Raw genomic sequence first — 18,645 nt, forward strand, 5'->3', positions numbered from 1 at the left:
ATCTAGAATATATTACAAAAAGTCTGCATGCTCGTAATGAGCGGATGCAGACTTTTTGCATTTGATTAGGAAGAGGTCAGTACAGGAGATTCTAAAAATAATTCTTGCGCTGTTTTGATCAGTAGTTGTACCGCAAGTGATGCTTGAGATACAGAAGGAATAGCGATTCCGATCTGACTTGTGATGCGCGGGGTGACTTCTCGTACATCCAGATGATGGGGATGCATCGATAAGGCTAGATTAGAAACGATACCAATTCCAAGTCCCTGACGAACCATATTGATCAATGCACTTACATTATGGGTCGTAAAAGTGATTTTGAGATGGCTTTTTTCTTGATCAAAAGCTTCAATAATCGCGGTCTCATGACCACCTTTGCACAAAATCATATCTTCTCCATGAAGATGCTGAACAGTAATATGAGCTTGCTGTTGCAATGGATGGTTATCCGGTAACAGAAGTACCATATCATTTTCACATAATGGAATAACATCCAAGTCGGGTGCTGGCAACAGAACAATACCGACTTCAATCTTGCGAGTATAGACCCATTCTTTGACATCATTAGCAGAGCCTTCGTGTAGATCGAAAATCAGGTTAGGATAGTTTTGTTTGATTTTTTGAATAATAGGTGGCAAAAAATAAGCAGATGCTGAAGGAAAAGCGCCTACACAGATCGTGCCTACATCTAACCCTTTCACAGCAGCTACCTGTTGTTGTACTTTTTCCATACTGTGTAAAATGGTACGGAATTGTACTAATACTTGCTCACCGATTTCAGTCAGTAATACTCCTTTTTTGCGATCCCGTAACAGTAACAAAGTGTCTAATTCATTCTCAATACTGGCAATCGCATGACTAACAGCAGGCTGGGTCATATGTAGCTCATGTGCAGCTTGGGTAAAACTTAATGTCTCGGCAACCCGCACAAATGTCATAATCTGAGTGATGGTCATAACAATATCGTTATCTCCTTTATGCAAAATATTCATTTTCTTTATGAGTGATAAAAGTATAACCTAAAGAAGCACAAATTTAAAACAGTGTACTGTAATAGATGAAAGGATGAACAACATGAAGACTTTATCACCCAAAATGACATTATGGCTGGTTATTTTTCTTGTAACGATCTGGGGCATTAACTGGCCTTTAACCAAATTAGTATTACCTGATGTACCGCCACTTTTATTTTCAGGTCTGCGAACATTAATTGGTGGACTTATTTTGTTAGGATTTGCTATGAAGCATGTCGAACGATTGCAATGGAAACGAAATCGAAAGATATACGCTATACTCGCCGTTTTAAATATTATCGGTTACTATGGATTGCAGACAATTGGAATCGGTTATTTACCAGCAGGGTTATTCTCAACGATTGTATTTCTACAACCTATTTTGTTAGGGCTGTTCTCATGGTTATGGTTAGGCGAAAAGATGAACACTTTAAAAGTAATTGGATTAATACTAGGTTTTGTAGGTGTGGCTGTGATTAGTTCAGGCGGTCTTGAAGGCAATTTATCGTTAACCGGTATCGGATTCGCGTTAGCCTCTTCCTTATGCTGGGCGCTAGGTACAATATATATGAAGAAAAATAATCAACAATTGGATTCGTTATGGACAGTTACGATGCAGTTATTAATCGGTGGCGTAGTATTAATGATTGCTGGATCGTCTACCGAAAGTTGGAGTGATATTCAGTGGACTCCTTCATTTATTGAAGTATTATTGTTTATCTCGTTGTTTGTTATCGCAGGTGGATGGATGGTTTATTTCAAATTAATCGACAGTGGAGAAGTCAGCACCGTAGGAACGTATACATTTATGATTCCGGTGTTATCTAATATTTTTAGTATCTGGATTCTTCATGAGTCGATCACATTATCATTATTGATCGGTCTAGTTATGATTGCTTGTAGTATCGCTCTCGTCAATTGGAAAAAAGCGATGAAAGCTCCATTGGTTGTCCCTGTTCCTTTAAATAAAAAGTAACTTCGGTTACAGCTAAATAAATACATCATCATTATTAAAAGACTATTTCGATTCTAGGAATAGTCTTTTTTTGCTTTCAAATAATCATAAAAGTGAATGTGGAACCATCTATTCTGAGTTATATTGCGAAATTTTGAACAAAATCTAGGTCAAGCTGACTATGAAGTAAGTACCTTTCTAAGCTGACCGATAGACCTTATTTATATTACATATAATGGTAAACATGTCGAACGTTAATGAGGTTTGTACTATTTTTCATATGAAAATACCTAATTTTGGTTATTCATATTAGAAAAAACTACAATGCTAAATAGTAAGTTGCTATTTTTTCCTTTTATTAGGAAAGCAGCTCTATTTACCTCTGCTTCAAATTCGGACAAAATAAAAACATGTTTTTCAAAACTTATTAATGAGTCATATTTACAGTTTGATCTTTACAGCATGATTTTTACAAATTGATTAAAACAAATAGGAGACAACAAATGATAGGACTTATTTATATTCCATTTCTTGTTCTATTACTGGTCTGTATTATCACAGATTGTCGTAAGCGAATTATTCCAGATGTGATTACTTTACCAGGTACTCTATATTTTTTAATTATCCATCTTGTTGTTAACGATATCACGATCTGGCAAAGTCTTCTTGGTGTCATAGGTTTGGGCGGGATAGCACTTTTACTTGCTATCGTAAGCAAAGGAAAATTGGGTGGAGGGGATATTAAACTTTTTGCAATGGTTGGTGCTTGCTTGGGATGGTCTGGAGGGATATGGGCATTCCTTTTTACATTTCCATTGGCAGCTCTGGCGGCGATTCCTTTACTGCTTTTACGCAAAGTAGCGCCACAAACATTTCGTGTTCCTAATGAATTACCTTTAGCACCATTTATAGCTGTAAGTTGTTTTTTACTAATTGCATTACTACAAAAGGTGGCAGAGACGTATGTTTGAATCTAAAAAGCGTGCATTTGTATTTATGTTGATCGCAATCACTTTAGGCGCTATTGCAGTTATTTTGTTTTCTAGTTATATGAAAGAGACCAAAGCCAGTCTAGGTGAATTTGTAACCGTACAAGTAGCAGCGCAAGATATTCCAGCAGGTAGCGTAATCAAGTCTGAATTGTTAAAGACTCAAGAAATTCCGCGTAAATATATGATGGATTCGTTGATTACCTCTTCACAGCAATTGGAAAATAAAATATCGGTTGTTCCTATTACAGAAGGTTCTGTACTAACAACCTCGGTCTTGCGTAACAATACGTTTGTCAAAGGAGATTATCGTCAAGTGATGTTGCGTGCTCCATTGGCTGTTTTTGATGAACAGATTGATGCGTATGACAAAGTGGATATCGTCTATTCTTATGATGCAAAATCGACTAAAGAAAAAGAAGCAAATGGAGATAGTCGGATTACTAAAGTATTACTGAAAGATGTAACCGTAAATAGTGTTCAAAAAACAGGGAATGAAATTACAGCGATTGGTGTATTGGTCAGCCTCAATGATTCTAAATCTGTGGTATGGGCGCTTAATTATGGTAAAGAAGTACGCTTATTAAAAAGTGGAAGCAGTAAAGATGTAGGTACAGATAATAGTAATACATCAAGTAACGTATCTTCGACAGCAAGCTCACCTACAGCGAACAAAGAAGATACTCAAGCTTCATCAAAAGATAAAAAAACAGCAGAAAAAGCAGTAGAGCAATCAACATCGACTAAAGAAAAAGCGACCAATAAAGCATCAACCGATCGAATTCAAAAAGATGCTATATCTAAAGAATCGTCTCAAAAATCGAAAGAAACTTCTAATACATCTTCAACAGATAAGTAATCGAAGAACGGTTCAAACTTACTATAATCAGCAAGGAGGCAATCCATTTGTCGACAGTTAAAATATCTATCGTATCTAGCAATGAGCGCCTCACTCAACAGTTAATACAAAGTATTCATTTTTATAATATGCAACCAGGCGAAGTGATTGAAAAACCACGTGAAGCTTATATGCAAATTCATCCAAAAGAACCACGTGTTATTTTGTTAGCAGAATCGGAAGAATCAACTGATTTGACACCGATTATCCAGCAGTTAAAAAAAGTAAATGGCTCAGCACCGGTTATTTTTCTAAGTCGTACTGGAGATTTTACACAAATTCGAGAAATGTATCGTGCAGGCGTGACTGATGTACTGCGAATACCTGATGAATTGGATCATCTAGAGAATGTGCTTGAAAAAGCGATACGACTTGCACAACGAGGAACAGATCAACGTTCTATTCATGCACCTGATGCAAATGGTGGTAAAGTGATAGCTTTGTATAGCGGCAAAGGCGGTGCAGGAACAACCACAGTCAGTGTGAATCTGGCGCAGACAATAGCATTGCAAACAGATGCTAAAGTGCTGTTAATTGATCTTAATTTGCAATTTGGTGGGATACAACATTATCTGGATATTCAATTTGAACGTAATCTGGGTGATCTCAAATCAGTATTGAAAGAAATTACGTATAGTCAGCTTAGTAATGTACTGTATCCACTACAATCATCTGGCTTGAATTTGCTATTGTCACCAGCACATCCGCAAGAAGCTGAAAATTTTACCGGCGAAGATATCGAAATGTTGTTCAATACTTGTCGTCAGCATTTTGATTACATCATTTTGGATTTACCTCGCGAATTAAATGAAGTCTCTATTAGTGCAATTAGTCAAACCGACGAATTAGTCTATGTGTTGAATTTGGATCGTGCTTCTATTTTGAGTTTGAAAAGTGTGATCGATATTTTGGATCGTTATCACCTGATGGATATGAATCGTATTTCTCTTGTGATTAACAAACATAGTAAACGATCCGATGTGACAACCAGTGATCTAGAAAAGATTGTTAATATTCCAACGATTGGTTCGATTTCAGAAGATCTTAAAGGTCAGTTACAGACGAGTGCGAATTTGGGGCAACCTCTATTGCTTGAACGCAAAGAAAAGTTAAAAGGGGTCAAAGGATTAATCAAAGAATTTATCAACCTTCAATCTGCTTTAAGTGTTAAAGAAGGAGGCGAGTCTCATGTCGATCTTTCAAAAGTTAAGCAGCAGGCTTGATGATTCGCAAGCCGAAGAGCAGAAGCCTTTAGATTATACTGATTATTTATTTAATCATTACAAAAATCGTCTGCTGAAAGAAACCAATTTGGATCAATTAATCAAACTGCCTAATTTTCAAAAACGACGAGCGATTGAAAAATTGATTACAGATATGATGGAGCAAGAAAAAGTTATTATTACACAGATGGATAAAAACAAATTACTCGACATGATTTTGGATGATTCTGTTGGTTTTGGTCCATTAGAACCTTTATTACAAGACGACGATATTACAGAAATTATGGTTAATGCGCCAGATGAAATTTATATCGAACGGAAAGGTCAGATCACTTTATCCGATATTTCTTTTAAAAATGATGATCATATCCGCAATATTATTGATCGTATTGTTGCTCCTATTGGACGTCGTATTGATGAAAGCTCACCGCTAGTTGATGGACGTTTAGAAGACGGTAGCCGTGTTAATGCAGCGATTCCTCCTATTGCTTTACATGGGCCTGTGATTACGATTCGTAAATTCAAAAAAGATCCATACACAATGAATAATTTAATTGGATTCCAATCCTTATCTAGTAAAATGTCTACTTTTCTAGAAGCATTAGTAGGAGCAAAAATGAATATTATTATCTCTGGTGGTACAGGTAGTGGTAAAACAACATTACTTAATGTGGTCTCAGCAGCAATTCCAATCGGTGAACGTGTGATTACGATTGAGGATATGGCAGAGTTAAGGTTAAATCGTAAAAATGTTGTTTCATTGGAAGCACGTCCAGCTAATATGGAAGGCGCTGGCGAGATTACAATCAGACAGTTGGTTAAAAATGCGCTTCGTATGCGTCCTGATCGTATTATTGTCGGGGAGGTACGTGGCGGGGAAGCTATGGATATGCTTCAAGCGATGAATACCGGTCATGAAGGATCTTTGACCACGATTCATGCAAATAGTCCGCAAGATGCAATGTCTCGATTAGAAGCTATGATTTTGATGAATAACTCATCTATGACAGCTGAAGTGGTAAGACCTTTTATCTCAGCAGCTATTCAATTAGTAGTACAGACATTACGATTATCCGATGGTACACGCAAAGTGGTGTCTATTGCAGAAGCTATCAGTGAAAATGGCAATATTCGATTGAATGATATTTTTCGTTTTCAGCGGATAGGAACAGAAGCAAATGGACGTATAAAAGGTAGCTTTGTGACTACAGGCTATATTCCGCAATGTGCAGATAAGCTCAAAACATTCGGCTATGATCTAGGAGAATCATTTTTCACTCCGATGGAGGAGGAGATCATCCATGTCGGTTGAACATTGGTTTTTAATTATCCTTTTTATAACAGTCGTTGCGATTACGATAACAATTATGGAAATAACGGCTGTACGAAAAAAAGAAAAAGTGCTTCACAAGCGACTGGCTGATTTGCATACGGAAGAGATTAAAACCAATAAAGGAACATACCGCAGACTTGCAGGTAAGTTCAATCGTTCTGATTATGGACGAGAATGGGATAATCGCCTGGCAGGAGCAGACTTGAATATTTCAGGATTTAATTATGTATTAATTCAATGCGCATTGTTATTTATAGCGACTTACCTACTTAACGTATTGGTCGGGTTACAATTTCCGATGGATATTATCGTCGCTTATTTTCTAATCACGATTGGTTCTTCGCAGTGGCTCAAATCTAGACGACGCAAGTTTGCTGCACAGATCAATGGTCAATTACCTGAAGTATGCCGAATGATGGGAAGTTCTATTCGTGCAGGTATGAGCATACAACAAGCGATAGACATGGTAGCCAAAGAATTGAAAGCACCTGCGGGCCCTCTTTTTCAAGGAATGGCTCGTGAAATGCAATTAGGTAACAATCTGGATACTGTACTTGAAAATATGAACGAGAAGTTTAGTAGTCGCGATATTCAATTAATGACTCAGACGATTACGATCCAGCGTCAAGCCGGTGGTAATCTTGCCAAAGCTCTAGATCAATTAGCTAAGACCTTAGAAGAACGAGAACGTATGAACAAAGAATTAAGCAATCAAACAGCAGAATCGAGATATATTGCATTAACACTTGGTTTAATGCCTGTATTTCTTATTATTGCTTTTAATATTGTATTTAAAGGATTTATTACGCCTTTGTTCACGATTCCAGGTTTGATTCTATTGGTTGTTGTCGCTATTTTGATGGTGTTCGGATTTATTATGATTCGTAAAGTCACCAATATAAAGGCGTGAATAAATAATGTTATGGACGAATACTCTATTATATACAGCACTAATTTCGTGGGGTGCTGCTGTATTCTTTTACTGGCGGTATCAGCTAAAACGACTCAGTCTCAAAAAAAGAATGGGTATGGTGAATGAAGATAAGAAAAAGAAACGTACTCTAAGTGAACGATTTAAAAAGCGAATATTTGATTGGTCAGAAAAATTAATTCCTTTAGGTTTGCGGTTCAAATTGTTTACAAATCCGACTACGATTCAACGGCAAATTGAACTTGCTGGACATCCAGGTGGATTACGATTGGATTCCTTTTATGGATTTCGCTTTTTATGTGTATTTGCAGGAATGTTATTCGGGACATTGCTAGTATGGATGGGATTCGGTAATGGCGTTGTATTCATTTTATTTATACTTGCTGGATTAGCATTTCCTTCGCTCTGGTTACGAAGTGCGGCCAAAGAAAGACAAGAGCGCTTAGGTTTGGATTTGCCTGATTTTATGGATGCGATGAGCGTTACTTTACAAGCCGGTGTACCGATGGATCCTGCTATGAAACAAATTATTATGAAAATGGATGGACCTTTACAAGAAGAGTTATCTCGCTTTCAACAAGAATTAGATATCGGAGTTCCGCGCGAAGATGCATATATCCGATTGATGAATCGCAATCAAAGTAAAGAATTAGAAACGTTAGTATCTTCACTGGTACAAGGCAGCAAATTAGGCGTTCCCATTTCTCAGACATTTAATCTGCTATCCACAGATATGCGTGAAACTCGAATCGGTATGATGAAAGAGCGTGCTGCCAAAGCAGGACCTAAAGTCACTTTGATTACCAGCTTTCTTATTTTACCTGCAGTATTGCTATGTGTTGTCGGATTGTTAGTACTTAACTTCATCTATAATCCTGAAGGTATTGGCGTCTCATGGGATGCTTTGCAATAACAAAAGGGATATTGCATCAAACCATTTGATTTTATTGAGAGGGGGTGAATAACGATGATGAACAAATTAGGTTCTTACTTATATGCCAAAGCAACAACGATTGGACAATATACCAAAAATGAAAAAGGTGCTCAAGCAATCGAGTATGTAGGTGTAGCTGCTGTTGTCGTTGTACTGATCATTGCACTAATGAGCTTGTTTGGTAAAGAGGGTGGCGGAATTGCGGAAGCACTGGTGGATAAAATTAAAGATGCAATCGATAAAATCAAAATTGGTGGATAACCAAAGTACTTATACTGGTGACATGCCGTCTACGGGCGGCTGGCGTCAGTATCTTCATAATCAGCGGGGTGCGCAAGCTATTGAATTTGTAGGTGTGTTGCCTTTATTTATTTTAATGGTACTTATTGTTTTTCAATTTGCTTCTGCTGCGATTACAGCAGTAACAGTCAAACAAGCAGTAATGGAAGGCGCACGTGTGGCAATGGTAGAAGATCAAGGAAATGCTGGATATCAGACAGCAATTCGTAATTTTGCAGGTAAATACGATATCAAGGAAATGAGCAAGCAAGAATATTCATCAGGTGGCGATACATATGTCACCGTCAAAGTGACATTGGAATCACCGCTTGTATCTGGAGCTTTGTTCAATACATCGGGATTATCTATTCCGATCTCATCTTCAGCGACGGTACGCAAAGAAGAAGATCCGGCAAAAGAATAATTATACAGTTATTCTCAAAAACGTACGGAAAGGAAGTGTTCAATATCCGACGCGTTATGTATAAAATAGGTGGAGCACTGCTTGCAGTGCTTTTTGTTCTCACATTAGCTTCACCTGTGTTCGCTACAGCGGATACTGATCAAGAGTCTCCTTTTAAAGTCCATCTGAGTGATGTTGAAGTGAAAGATCAGAATGCTGTTCCACCTGACACTACAACCGATACAGCTATTCCGCCTGGCGATAGCGCGCATCCAGATGGTAATCACCAGGGGCAGACTCAGACACCTGATCCTAACGGACAGCCAAAGCCTGAGATTCCTACAAATGGAACTTCTGAAAAAAATCACAATGGTGGCGCTGAGACAGGCGAATTTGCTCCTCTTCCACCTATTAATCTTGGAACAGATACTTTAAAGCCATATGATTTTAATAATATGAATAGTCAAAATCAAAAAGGAAATCAAACAGCGCCCAATAATATTGAATCCAATTCTATAGAGAAGCCAGTTGAGGTCGATAGTAATGCACCAGATAATCGACCGTGGTATGAGAAGCTATGGGATAAAGCAAAAGATATTGCTGCTAACCCCATTGAAAGCTTACAGAACTTTGGGAAAGGTGCAGCAGCAGGAGCTATTGGAGCAGCTGTTGTTATCGGAGCAGCCGTTGTCATTTTTGCAGTTGTGTTGAGCGCTCCTATTTCCGTACCTGTTCTTATTGTAGCTGGAGTAGTTGGTATTGTAGCTGGTGGTATATATGGATTAATGGCTGGCGATGATTTTGAATTTATTAAAGGAATTGGGTATGGTGCTTTAGGAGCTATATCTGTAATTGGTATAGCACAATCTGGAATAGTTGGTGCAGTCCGAGGTGGCTGGACTTTTTTCAGAAGCCAAGGTACAAAATTGTTTTTGAAAGAAGTAGGAAAAAAATCTTTAGGATATGTAAAAGGTTTGGGTAGAGGTCTATGGGATGCAGGTAGAGGATTAGTAACTTCACCTATTCAGACTTTAAAGTCTGCCGTGACGAGTAAGACATTTACAACTTCTATTTTCATTAATATGGGAACAGGACTATTCAATAAAATAGCTTTTGAAGGAAAATTACCGAATCTACAAGAAATGGGTATAATGGCTTTAGAAAGTGTAGCAGGTGCATTAGTGTTTGAAAAAGTATCAGATATATTCAAAAAGCCAGCAGTATCTAACTTTGGTAAATCAGTTTCTGGATTTTTTGGAAGTATAGTAGAATCTCTTTCAATGACTAAAATTAAATCTTTAATCGATCCAGACGAGAACAAAAGTTTAGCAGAGCAAGGTCAATCAAGTATTATTAAATCGATGATTTTGACTCCAATATTTGGACGAGTACTTAAAAATATAAGAACTAAAAATGGTATTACGACAACGACTTCAGATTTGGAAGAAAGAGGAATTGAAGTGAGTCAGAGTAACGTCGGTAATAAATCAATCACACATCGTCAATTAGATATGATTTGGAATAATCGTGCCAATCAAAACACAGTTAATCGTTGGCAAAATAATCATAATTCTTCTTTAACTCAAGCTCAATACGATCGTTTATTACAACAAGAAAAAGCTTTACAAAATATAAAAAATTCATTAGATCTTAATCAGAAAATAGCAGAAGGAGCCATGGACAAAGGTACAGAATGGTCATCAGATAAAAAGAAATAATAAAATATATTAGAAATTTAAGAGAGGAGAATAGAGCATGATTAATTTATTGAGAGAAAATTTTGATGATCGAAAGCAAAAGAAATATTTAAATATTAGTGTTTTAATTATGATGTTATCTCTTTTTACAGTAAGTTATCTCAATAGACACTTAGGAGTATTGAGTTATTTTTGGGGAGTCATTATTGCAGGTGCATCTTTCATACCTGGAATTTTAGTTATTATAGCAATTTATATACTTGCAGATGAACCAGAGCGTAAACAATATCGAATCCGTTTATATTTAGGAGTAATTGTATTTAGTATTATCGGATATTTGAGATATGGAACATAAATTACTAAATGGATGTGAATAGTCATGAGAAAGAAGGGATATTATATCCTATTACTGACTGCTACGATCACGTTAGCAGGATGTAACAACAATTCAGCAGAGCCAACCACTCCACCTAAGACTACTGCAACCGATACAACAGCAGAAAATACAGCGACAACCACAGAGCAAACGACGACAAGTGATCCATTAGCCGCGCCTGTTCCTGTGAACGTTGAAGTGCAAGATGACAAAGCATCTACAGATATGACAGCAATCCAAGCCAAAGATATCAGTAATAGTCCGGCTCAACAGCAAATCAAAAAGCTTATCGAATCTGGCGCGGTGTCATTAGATGATAGTGGGAATTTTAATCCGAAAGAGCCTATTACTCGCTCTCAATTTATTCATTGGATGTACGGATATGATAATAAAGAAATCAAACTCAAAAATAATCCTACCCCTAGCTTTGATGATGTTGCGCAAGACAACCCTGACTATCCATTGATTGAAGGGCTCCAAATTTCAGGTGTTATTACTGGATTTCCAGATGGAACGATGAAATTAGATAAATCATTAACTCGCGAAGAATTAAGTCTGCTTTGGGGATGGTATCAAAGTGATGGCGATGTAGTAGATTCTGCTGTTTCTCCAGAAATTCATTTACAAGCATTAAAAAAATATAGTGATTACAAAAAAATAGGCAATATTTTTATAGATGCAGTATATCGTTATGGTTCTGATGATGATAGTGAATATGCTCATGTATTTGGCAAAAGTAATAAGCTACAACCTCAACAGGCGGTTACTCGGGAACAAGCTGCACAATGGATTGTTGACTATACCAAAATCGAAGACCGCGAAGAAGAAGATACAGATGATGTAGAAGCCAATTTAGAGACATCAGCTTCTAATACGGTAACAGTGACTGATATTTCACAACATATGGCTCAAAACGATATTGTGAATTTGCTGTCTTCAGGAGCTACTTCTGTAGATCCTGATGGAAAGTTTAATCCAAATGATTCTATTACAAGACGTGACTTTATTGAATGGATATATCGCTATCATCCGACAGAAGAATCTACATCAACCGATTTTACTCCGTTTGTAGATGTAGCGGAAAATGATCCTGATTATGCATTGATTCAAAAATTACAGCAAACCAATCAAATTGTAGGATTTGAAGATCATTCGTTAAAATTAGACCAACCTTTGACTCGTGAACAATTGTGTTTGTTATGGACAGCTTATACCAATATAAGTGCTCTGCAAGATCCGATTGTAAGTCCATCTGTAACACAAACTAATTTGTCTAATTATATAGATGGTAAAGAAGTTGGAAAAGACTATACAAATAAAGAATTTTATCAGCAATCTGTATTGCCGTTTTTGATTGGAGATCGTGAATATCGTCAAGTATTTGGCTATGTGCCTCATATTCAACCGCAAGCTGAGGTATCACGAGCAGAAGCCGCACAGTGGATTGTAAAATTCACTGATAAAGATGATTGAGATTACGATATCACATGGAGGGATCAACCATGCAATATACCTGTCAATCTTGCCGGGATATCTCGGAACGCAAATTATTACGTAAAGAAATGGTATGTGCTAGATGTGGCGGTGAGATTGTAGCGGATCCGCAACAGATGGCAAAAGTGAATAAACAAATCATGTTAGTGCTTGTCGTAATGGCGATTATTGCTATTTGTGTTATTGTATACGGCTAATTATTGGTTTGGTTAAACTAAAAATGGAGATGAATACACATGAACCGATGGATGAAGAATATACAGCAGAAACTTCATAATGAACAGGGCGGAATGTCGATTTTGACAGTATCGACGCTTGCCTTTGTTATCATCGGTAGTGTGTTTTTATTTTATTATTTTACCGTTTTTATTGAAAAGCGACAGGCGCAAAATGTAGCTGATGCCACGTCGCTTACTGCTGTACAAGAAGTGAAAAAACAGTATGAACTGGCAATGCAAGAAAAAGCAGAGCAAACCATACAGGACTATTTAGAAAAGCTGGATGAACAATCTTCTGAAAGTGGAAGTAGTGGTTCTTCTTCAAGTTCACCGAATCATTCAAATTCTTCTGGTGGTGGTCACTATGAAGGTAATGCAGGTGGACATACGAATGGATCAGGTTCGACGGGTTCTAAGAGCGACAGTGGTTCTGGTTCAGGTGGTGATCAAGAATCAGATCGTGAAGAACAAATTAAAGAAGATATAGATACCAAAAAGTTAGAAGATATCTTGATTGATAATGAATTTGATGCTACAACAGATTGGATGCTAGTGGTAAAAGAACCTTATTTTGAAGAAGAATTTACAGCAACCCAAAATGGTGATTTATTGTATGATCGGATGCGACAGTATGCCAATCAGATCGGTGCTGCTGCCCGGCAAGCAATAGATAGCAACGGTGGAGATACAAGTGAGGGTAGTCTTACGTTTCCTGTTGAAGGAGAACCCAAATTCAAACTTGCAGCTGCACGTACACTCAAATTAGAAAAACTAGGGATCGAAGAAGATATTTTTGCTGCTTCTGCCGCAGGTATAGGCTCTAAAGATGTACCGATTGATGTGAGCACGAAGCCAGAATTTACGATAAACTGGTAAGATGAGATTGAATATCTAGAGTGAAAGGAGAATTTCATTGTTATCACCTAAAGTTCAGCAATATTTCAAAGAACAAAACGTATGGTATGAAGAAGCTTCGACTGAATATGCAGGTGCACTGGAAACGTTGCAGATTCCACTGGATTCAGACTTTGCGCAGTTTTATCTACATGCAGAGACAGGGCCTACTTTTTACAGTCGACATCAGGAGCTTTACCATATTTGCTGGTTTGTATTGTATTCGAATTATGATCTAAGTATACATAGTGCTCGCGAGACATTGAAATTGCCTGAACAATATCTTCCACTGGATGCTTTTGTCGGTGAAGGTGGATACTTTTACAATCGGCAGACAGATCAAGTGTTGGAGTTGAGTCTCGGTCAACGATTACAAGACTTTTGGGCAGGGCAATTACAACCGCAATGGGAGAGTTTTAACTCTTTTTTAGAATGGTTTTTTGAATTGGATCATTCTTCTCATACTTCATCTTAAATAAGTCGCTAAGATCATCATGATCTGGCGGCTTTTTTTAAGCTTTCCTTTACCTTCTTTTAAGCTGAATTTATAACAATTACGTTATAGTAAAAAGGATTTTGGGAAAAGCGGGAGGGAACGAAATATGCTGCAAGTCCAGCAAGTAAGCAAATGGTTCGATCAGCGTCGAAGTGTAGACGGGATCGATTTTGAAATGAAGCGGGGCGAAATTGTTGGCTTTCTAGGTCCCAATGGAGCTGGCAAAACCACAACGATGCGTATGATTACAGGCTATCTCACCCCATCTTCTGGACAGATATGGGTAGATGGCTTACCGATGCACGAACAATCCAGACAAGCACGTAGCAAAATAGGGTATTTACCGGAGACCCCGCCACTTTATCCAGATATGACGGTACGCTCTTATTTACGCTTTGTAGCGGATCTACGCGATGTTTCGGTACGAGAGCAGAAATTAAGAATTAGCGAAATGATCGATCGGCTTGGACTACAAGGAAGAGAGCGACAGGTGATCCGTTCTTTATCTAAAGGATACAAGCAACGTCTCGGTCTAGCTGGCGCGATTATTCATCAACCGGAATTGCTTATTTTGGATGAACCAACATCCGGGCTTGATCCGAATCAGATTATGGAAATTAGACAATTGATTCGAGAATTAGGTGAACAACATACTGTACTATTGAGCACCCATATTTTGCCTGAAGTCAGTATGCTGTGCAATCGGATGTTAATTATTCATGAAGGCAAATTAGTACTGGATCGCGATGCTGATCATATTGGTGATTCGTTACAACAGAATTTCCAGGTGCAATTGGAAGTGAAATCGAAGCCAGTGATCGTACGATCTGTACTGGAACATGCTGATTTTGCACATACCGAATTTCAGTATTCTCATACGAATGAACAACAAGAGCAATTGATTACGATTAAATTAACAGGAATCGATGAGGAAGACTTTAGAGAATCGTTATCTCTTTTATTAGCAGAAGCGCGGATTCCTGTATTGGAAATGCGTAAAGAAGGTCAGAGTCTGGAAGAGCTATTCGCCAAATTAACGACCGATTCTCCATCTGACCTTAATGTAAATTCAACTTCTGTGGATGATCTAGATACTCCTTTACCGAAGGAGGACACAACCAAGTGAGACGCATGTGGGCAATATGTTCTAAAGAATTACAGTTGTATTTTTTGAATCCAACAACATATTTTGCGATAGCGGTCTATGTATTGCTATCTAGCTATATGTTTTATGTTAGTTTTGTCGGTTACCAGCCAAGTATACTGGATTACCGCTTGATTTTGGGCAATACGATTTTTATGTTATTGATTATTATTCCGTTATTAACGATGCGTTTGATATCCGAAGAATTTAGACAGGGAACCGATGAATTGTTACTGACTTCCCCTGTAACCGTCACTGAGATTGTAATCGGTAAATACTTAGCTTCTCTTGGATTATTACTGGTATTGATTGCTTGCAATCTGGTGTATCCGATCACGATGTCTTTTTTCGGTACGATGAATATACCGATGTTGTTGTTATCTTTGTTAGCGGTATTTTTACTAGGCGCTGCCATGATGGCGATCGGATTATTTGCTTCCAGTCTGTCTCAACACCAGATGGTATCAGCTGTGATCGCTTTTGTATTATTGCTAGGATTATGGATTATAGATTCCTTTACGATGAATTCAGATATCGCTCAGAAATGGCTAGAGCCTTTTTCTATATCCAGCCGCATTGATAATCTAGTCAAAGGTGTATTGCATGGACCGGATATTCTGTTCTATCTCACCTTATCGTTATTGTTCCTTGTACTGAGTATACAAGTCGTGGAACGGAAAAGGTGGAGGTGAGCACAATGAAAAAATGGATACAAGGCACAAATGCAGTCATATTTTCGGTAGCCGTTATTGGTATTTTTATTATTTTGACGTTATTTCTTAATTCGATCGGAACATTTCAAGTTGATCTAACCAAAAACAAACAATATACATTATCCGATCAGACGATCACCACACTACAAGGATTGGATCAGAATGTTGAAGCTCTTGTTTTTCTAAATTCACAGGATGCAGAAGTATATACCCGCGAAGTGACTGATTTATTAGCAGAATACCATAAAGTAAACAGCAAGCTAGAAGTGAAAACTTATGATCTGTTGACCAATCCGACACTTGCGAAGCAATATGGCGTTACCGAAAGTGCAGTAGTATTGAAAAAAGGAGATACTACCAAAATTGTTCCTGTCTACGATATGTTCGCTGATGGTGCAGGAGCTAGTGATATGAGTGCAGAAAGCGCGGAAGCCAGTGCATCTTATCAATTTAGCGGTGAAGAAAAGTTAACGTCAGGTCTGTTATCGCTATCTTCATCTACCACACACAAAGCGTATTTGCTTAACGGACATAATGAATTTGCAACGACAGATATGAGTACACTGATGAGTCATTTAAAAGAAGAGCATATTACTGTGAGTGATCTGTCACTATTGCAAGAAGGTTCAATTCCAAAAGATGCTAATCTGCTAATGATTATTGGACCGCAAAATGATTTGAGCGATGGAGAAACCAAGCTGATTAAGCAGTATTTGAACAATGGTGGTAAGTTATTTTTATCGCTTGGCTTTAATGAAAAAATGAGCAGTAGCTGGAAAAACTTAGACTCTTTGATGAGTATGTATGGTGTCAAAGATACACATGCTGTAGCGGTAGAACCCAAAGACACTTCATTATACGATCCACTTACGATTATTCCAGACTACGGGCAACATGAGATTACAGCCAAATTAGCGGCAAATAAATTGTATACGATGATGTCACTGTCGATAGGATTGCAGTTAGAAGCAGTGAAAGGATGGACAACTACGCCATTACTGACTTCTTCAAGTAACAGTTATGGAGAAACGAATCTATCTGGATTACTAGAATCCAAAACAGAGCGTGATACCAAAGACCTTGCAGGGCCATTCGATCTTGGTTTTGCTGTAGCAGATGCTAAAGGTGAACCGAAAGCTGTGATTTTGGGCGGGTCTACATTTATGATGGATCAGGAAATTGTACAACAAGCGAATTTGGATTTTGCATTGAATAGTATCAATGATCTACTGGGAAATTCGAATAAAATTACGATTCGACCGCAAGTGCAAGAGCAATACCAGACTGCTAATTTATCGTTATCTCAAGCGAAAATCATTTTTATTGGAACGGTTATTGTATTTCCTTTGTTATTTGTCATTGTAGGAATTGTACTATGGTGGAGACGACGTAGAGGATAGAAAGGAGTCGTGCAGATCGTGCAACTTCGTAAATGGATGCCAACGATCATCATGGTGGCGATTTTGCTATTAGGTGGAGCCTATGCCTATTCACAGAACTTTTTTCAACAAGATCAGACTGCTCCTGTGGAAGCGAAATGGATTACATTTACACCTGCTAACGTGCAACAAATCGAAATGAAATCTTTATCAGATGATGCAAAAGCCACTACAACCCCATCATCGATCACTTTAGAAAATAAACAAAATCAATGGCAGATGCGTACACCTGCAAGCTATCCGACCAATGCGTATGCAATTACAGATTGGTTGACTACACTACAAGCAGCAACAGTACATGCTATTGTCGAAAATCAACCGACCGATGTTGCCAAATATGGGATAGATACCAAGCAACCTACGATTGTACTTACATCAACAGATGGCAAGCAGGATAGGCTCTATATTGGTAGCAAATTACCAACAGATGGGTATTACTATGCACGTTTAAATGAAGGAGCTATTATTCAATTATCTCAGCAGACAGTTACGGACTTATCAGCGACTGTATTTAGTTTCGTGGATACGACTCCATTCGGTTGGGATGATCAATATATGACAGCTTTGAGCTGGGCAGGTCAAGATCAGGATAATCAGTGGACTTTAAAACATCAAGCCAATCTGGAAGATCCAAGTCAAGATCGCTGGACATTTAATGGTCATTCGATTAGTAGTGAACAAGCTTCTAATTTGACCGATAGTATCAAAAATATTCCAACCGATCAATTGCCACAACCGGCTTCTCAGCTATCTTCCAAGTCGCCTGTATTCACTCTTGAGGTTACTCGCAAAGAAGGGAAGCGAACAGTGACCGAGACTTATCAAGGATTCCAGTCTCCCGATAACTCTGCTTATATTGAGGTGGTCGATCCTGCTCATCAATGGGCATATCGGTTGCCGTCAGAATCGATCAAGCAAGTGATTCAAGCCGCGCAAGCGATAACTTCGTCATCTGATCACCAATAAGTTCAAAGCGGTATGTCATAGATACACATTATCGAACTGTGGATAACTAACATCTTTTATAGAGTCGATCCTATACTCTGTAAAAGATGTTTTTATTTTTGCCAAAAAGCAGTAATGTTACATAAAATGATTGACTGTAGGTAAAATTGATAATAATATCTAACTATAAATTAATCAAAACATAATCAAAAAGTGATAAATGAATCAAAATATAACAATGATATGGATAGTGAAGTTAACTTTTATGATG

Annotated in this window: 20 protein-coding genes; 19 read left to right on the forward strand and 1 reads right to left on the reverse strand. The window is 37.8% G+C overall.

The window, feature by feature from the left end; all coding sequences use genetic code 11:
* Positions 1-65: 65 nt before the first annotated feature.
* On the reverse strand, positions 66-956 hold the full coding sequence (locus PQ460_RS05375) for a LysR family transcriptional regulator (protein ID WP_274171975.1): 891 nt from the start codon (positions 954-956) through the stop codon (positions 66-68).
* Positions 957-1,074: 118 nt separating this feature from the next.
* On the opposite strand from PQ460_RS05375, the gene PQ460_RS05380 reads away from it, so the two are divergent.
* The 19 genes from PQ460_RS05380 to PQ460_RS05470 all read left to right on the forward strand — a co-directional run bounded on the left by PQ460_RS05380 (position 1,075) and on the right by PQ460_RS05470 (position 18,395).
* Positions 1,075-1,989 carry a DMT family transporter gene (locus tag PQ460_RS05380; RefSeq protein WP_274171976.1) on the forward strand — a complete coding sequence of 305 codons (915 nt, stop codon included), beginning with the start codon at positions 1,075-1,077 and terminating at the stop codon, positions 1,987-1,989.
* Positions 1,990-2,471: 482 nt separating this feature from the next.
* Positions 2,472-2,939 carry a prepilin peptidase gene (locus tag PQ460_RS05385; protein ID WP_274171977.1) on the forward strand — a complete coding sequence of 156 codons (468 nt, stop codon included), beginning with the start codon at positions 2,472-2,474 and terminating at the stop codon, positions 2,937-2,939.
* Positions 2,932-3,816, forward strand: a complete 885-nt coding sequence (gene cpaB, locus PQ460_RS05390; protein ID WP_274171978.1) for a Flp pilus assembly protein CpaB — start codon at positions 2,932-2,934, stop codon at positions 3,814-3,816. Before PQ460_RS05385 ends, cpaB begins: the two co-directional genes overlap by 8 nt.
* A gap of 47 nt (positions 3,817-3,863) precedes the next feature.
* Positions 3,864-5,078 (forward strand): CpaE/TadZ family protein, encoded by a 1,215-nt coding sequence (locus PQ460_RS05395; protein ID WP_274171979.1) that lies wholly within the window; start codon positions 3,864-3,866, stop codon positions 5,076-5,078.
* Positions 5,044-6,390 carry a TadA family conjugal transfer-associated ATPase gene (locus tag PQ460_RS05400; RefSeq protein ID WP_274171980.1) on the forward strand — a complete coding sequence of 449 codons (1,347 nt, stop codon included), beginning with the start codon at positions 5,044-5,046 and terminating at the stop codon, positions 6,388-6,390. Before PQ460_RS05395 ends, PQ460_RS05400 begins: the two co-directional genes overlap by 35 nt.
* Positions 6,380-7,321: a type II secretion system F family protein gene (locus PQ460_RS05405; RefSeq protein WP_274171981.1), complete on the forward strand. Its 942-nt coding sequence runs from the start codon at positions 6,380-6,382 to the stop codon at positions 7,319-7,321. The genes PQ460_RS05400 and PQ460_RS05405 overlap by 11 nt, the downstream gene beginning before the upstream one ends.
* Positions 7,322-7,328: 7 nt before the next feature.
* Positions 7,329-8,255 carry a type II secretion system F family protein gene (locus PQ460_RS05410; protein WP_274171982.1) on the forward strand — a complete coding sequence of 309 codons (927 nt, stop codon included), beginning with the start codon at positions 7,329-7,331 and terminating at the stop codon, positions 8,253-8,255.
* 54 nt (positions 8,256-8,309) lie between these two features.
* The gene (locus PQ460_RS05415) at positions 8,310-8,537 is read left to right on the forward strand and encodes a hypothetical protein (protein WP_137223651.1); all 228 of its coding nucleotides are present in this window, start codon (positions 8,310-8,312) and stop codon (positions 8,535-8,537) included.
* Between the two features lie 22 nt (positions 8,538-8,559).
* Positions 8,560-8,979, forward strand: coding sequence for a TadE/TadG family type IV pilus assembly protein (locus tag PQ460_RS05420; RefSeq protein ID WP_274171983.1), 420 nt, complete (start codon positions 8,560-8,562; stop codon positions 8,977-8,979).
* Positions 8,980-9,035: 56 nt separating this feature from the next.
* Positions 9,036-10,676 carry a hypothetical protein gene (locus tag PQ460_RS05425; RefSeq protein WP_274171984.1) on the forward strand — a complete coding sequence of 547 codons (1,641 nt, stop codon included), beginning with the start codon at positions 9,036-9,038 and terminating at the stop codon, positions 10,674-10,676.
* Between the two features lie 37 nt (positions 10,677-10,713).
* Positions 10,714-11,010 carry a hypothetical protein gene (locus PQ460_RS05430; protein WP_274171985.1) on the forward strand — a complete coding sequence of 99 codons (297 nt, stop codon included), beginning with the start codon at positions 10,714-10,716 and terminating at the stop codon, positions 11,008-11,010.
* A 24-nt stretch (positions 11,011-11,034) separates the two neighbouring features.
* Positions 11,035-12,504 carry an S-layer homology domain-containing protein gene (locus PQ460_RS05435; RefSeq protein WP_274171986.1) on the forward strand — a complete coding sequence of 490 codons (1,470 nt, stop codon included), beginning with the start codon at positions 11,035-11,037 and terminating at the stop codon, positions 12,502-12,504.
* 29 nt (positions 12,505-12,533) lie between these two features.
* Entirely contained in the window at positions 12,534-12,722 is a 189-nt protein-coding gene (locus PQ460_RS05440) for a hypothetical protein (protein ID WP_274171987.1), read from the forward strand.
* A 39-nt stretch (positions 12,723-12,761) separates the two neighbouring features.
* Entirely contained in the window at positions 12,762-13,619 is an 858-nt protein-coding gene (locus PQ460_RS05445; RefSeq protein WP_274171988.1) for a hypothetical protein, read from the forward strand.
* 37 nt (positions 13,620-13,656) lie between these two features.
* Positions 13,657-14,112, forward strand: coding sequence for a hypothetical protein (locus PQ460_RS05450; protein ID WP_274171989.1), 456 nt, complete (start codon positions 13,657-13,659; stop codon positions 14,110-14,112).
* A gap of 127 nt (positions 14,113-14,239) precedes the next feature.
* Positions 14,240-15,259, forward strand: coding sequence for an ABC transporter ATP-binding protein (locus PQ460_RS05455; protein ID WP_274171990.1), 1,020 nt, complete (start codon positions 14,240-14,242; stop codon positions 15,257-15,259).
* Positions 15,256-15,969 (forward strand): ABC transporter permease, encoded by a 714-nt coding sequence (locus PQ460_RS05460; protein WP_273613434.1) that lies wholly within the window; start codon positions 15,256-15,258, stop codon positions 15,967-15,969. Before PQ460_RS05455 ends, PQ460_RS05460 begins: the two co-directional genes overlap by 4 nt.
* A gap of 5 nt (positions 15,970-15,974) precedes the next feature.
* Positions 15,975-17,390: a GldG family protein gene (locus tag PQ460_RS05465; protein ID WP_274171991.1), complete on the forward strand. Its 1,416-nt coding sequence runs from the start codon at positions 15,975-15,977 to the stop codon at positions 17,388-17,390.
* An 18-nt stretch (positions 17,391-17,408) separates the two neighbouring features.
* Positions 17,409-18,395 carry a DUF4340 domain-containing protein gene (locus PQ460_RS05470; RefSeq protein WP_274171992.1) on the forward strand — a complete coding sequence of 329 codons (987 nt, stop codon included), beginning with the start codon at positions 17,409-17,411 and terminating at the stop codon, positions 18,393-18,395.
* Positions 18,396-18,645: the final 250 nt, after the last annotated feature.

This window comes from Paenibacillus sp. KACC 21273 (genome assembly GCF_028736095.1).
GTDB classification, from domain to species: Bacteria; Bacillota; Bacilli; order Paenibacillales; family Paenibacillaceae; genus Saccharibacillus; species Saccharibacillus kyungheensis.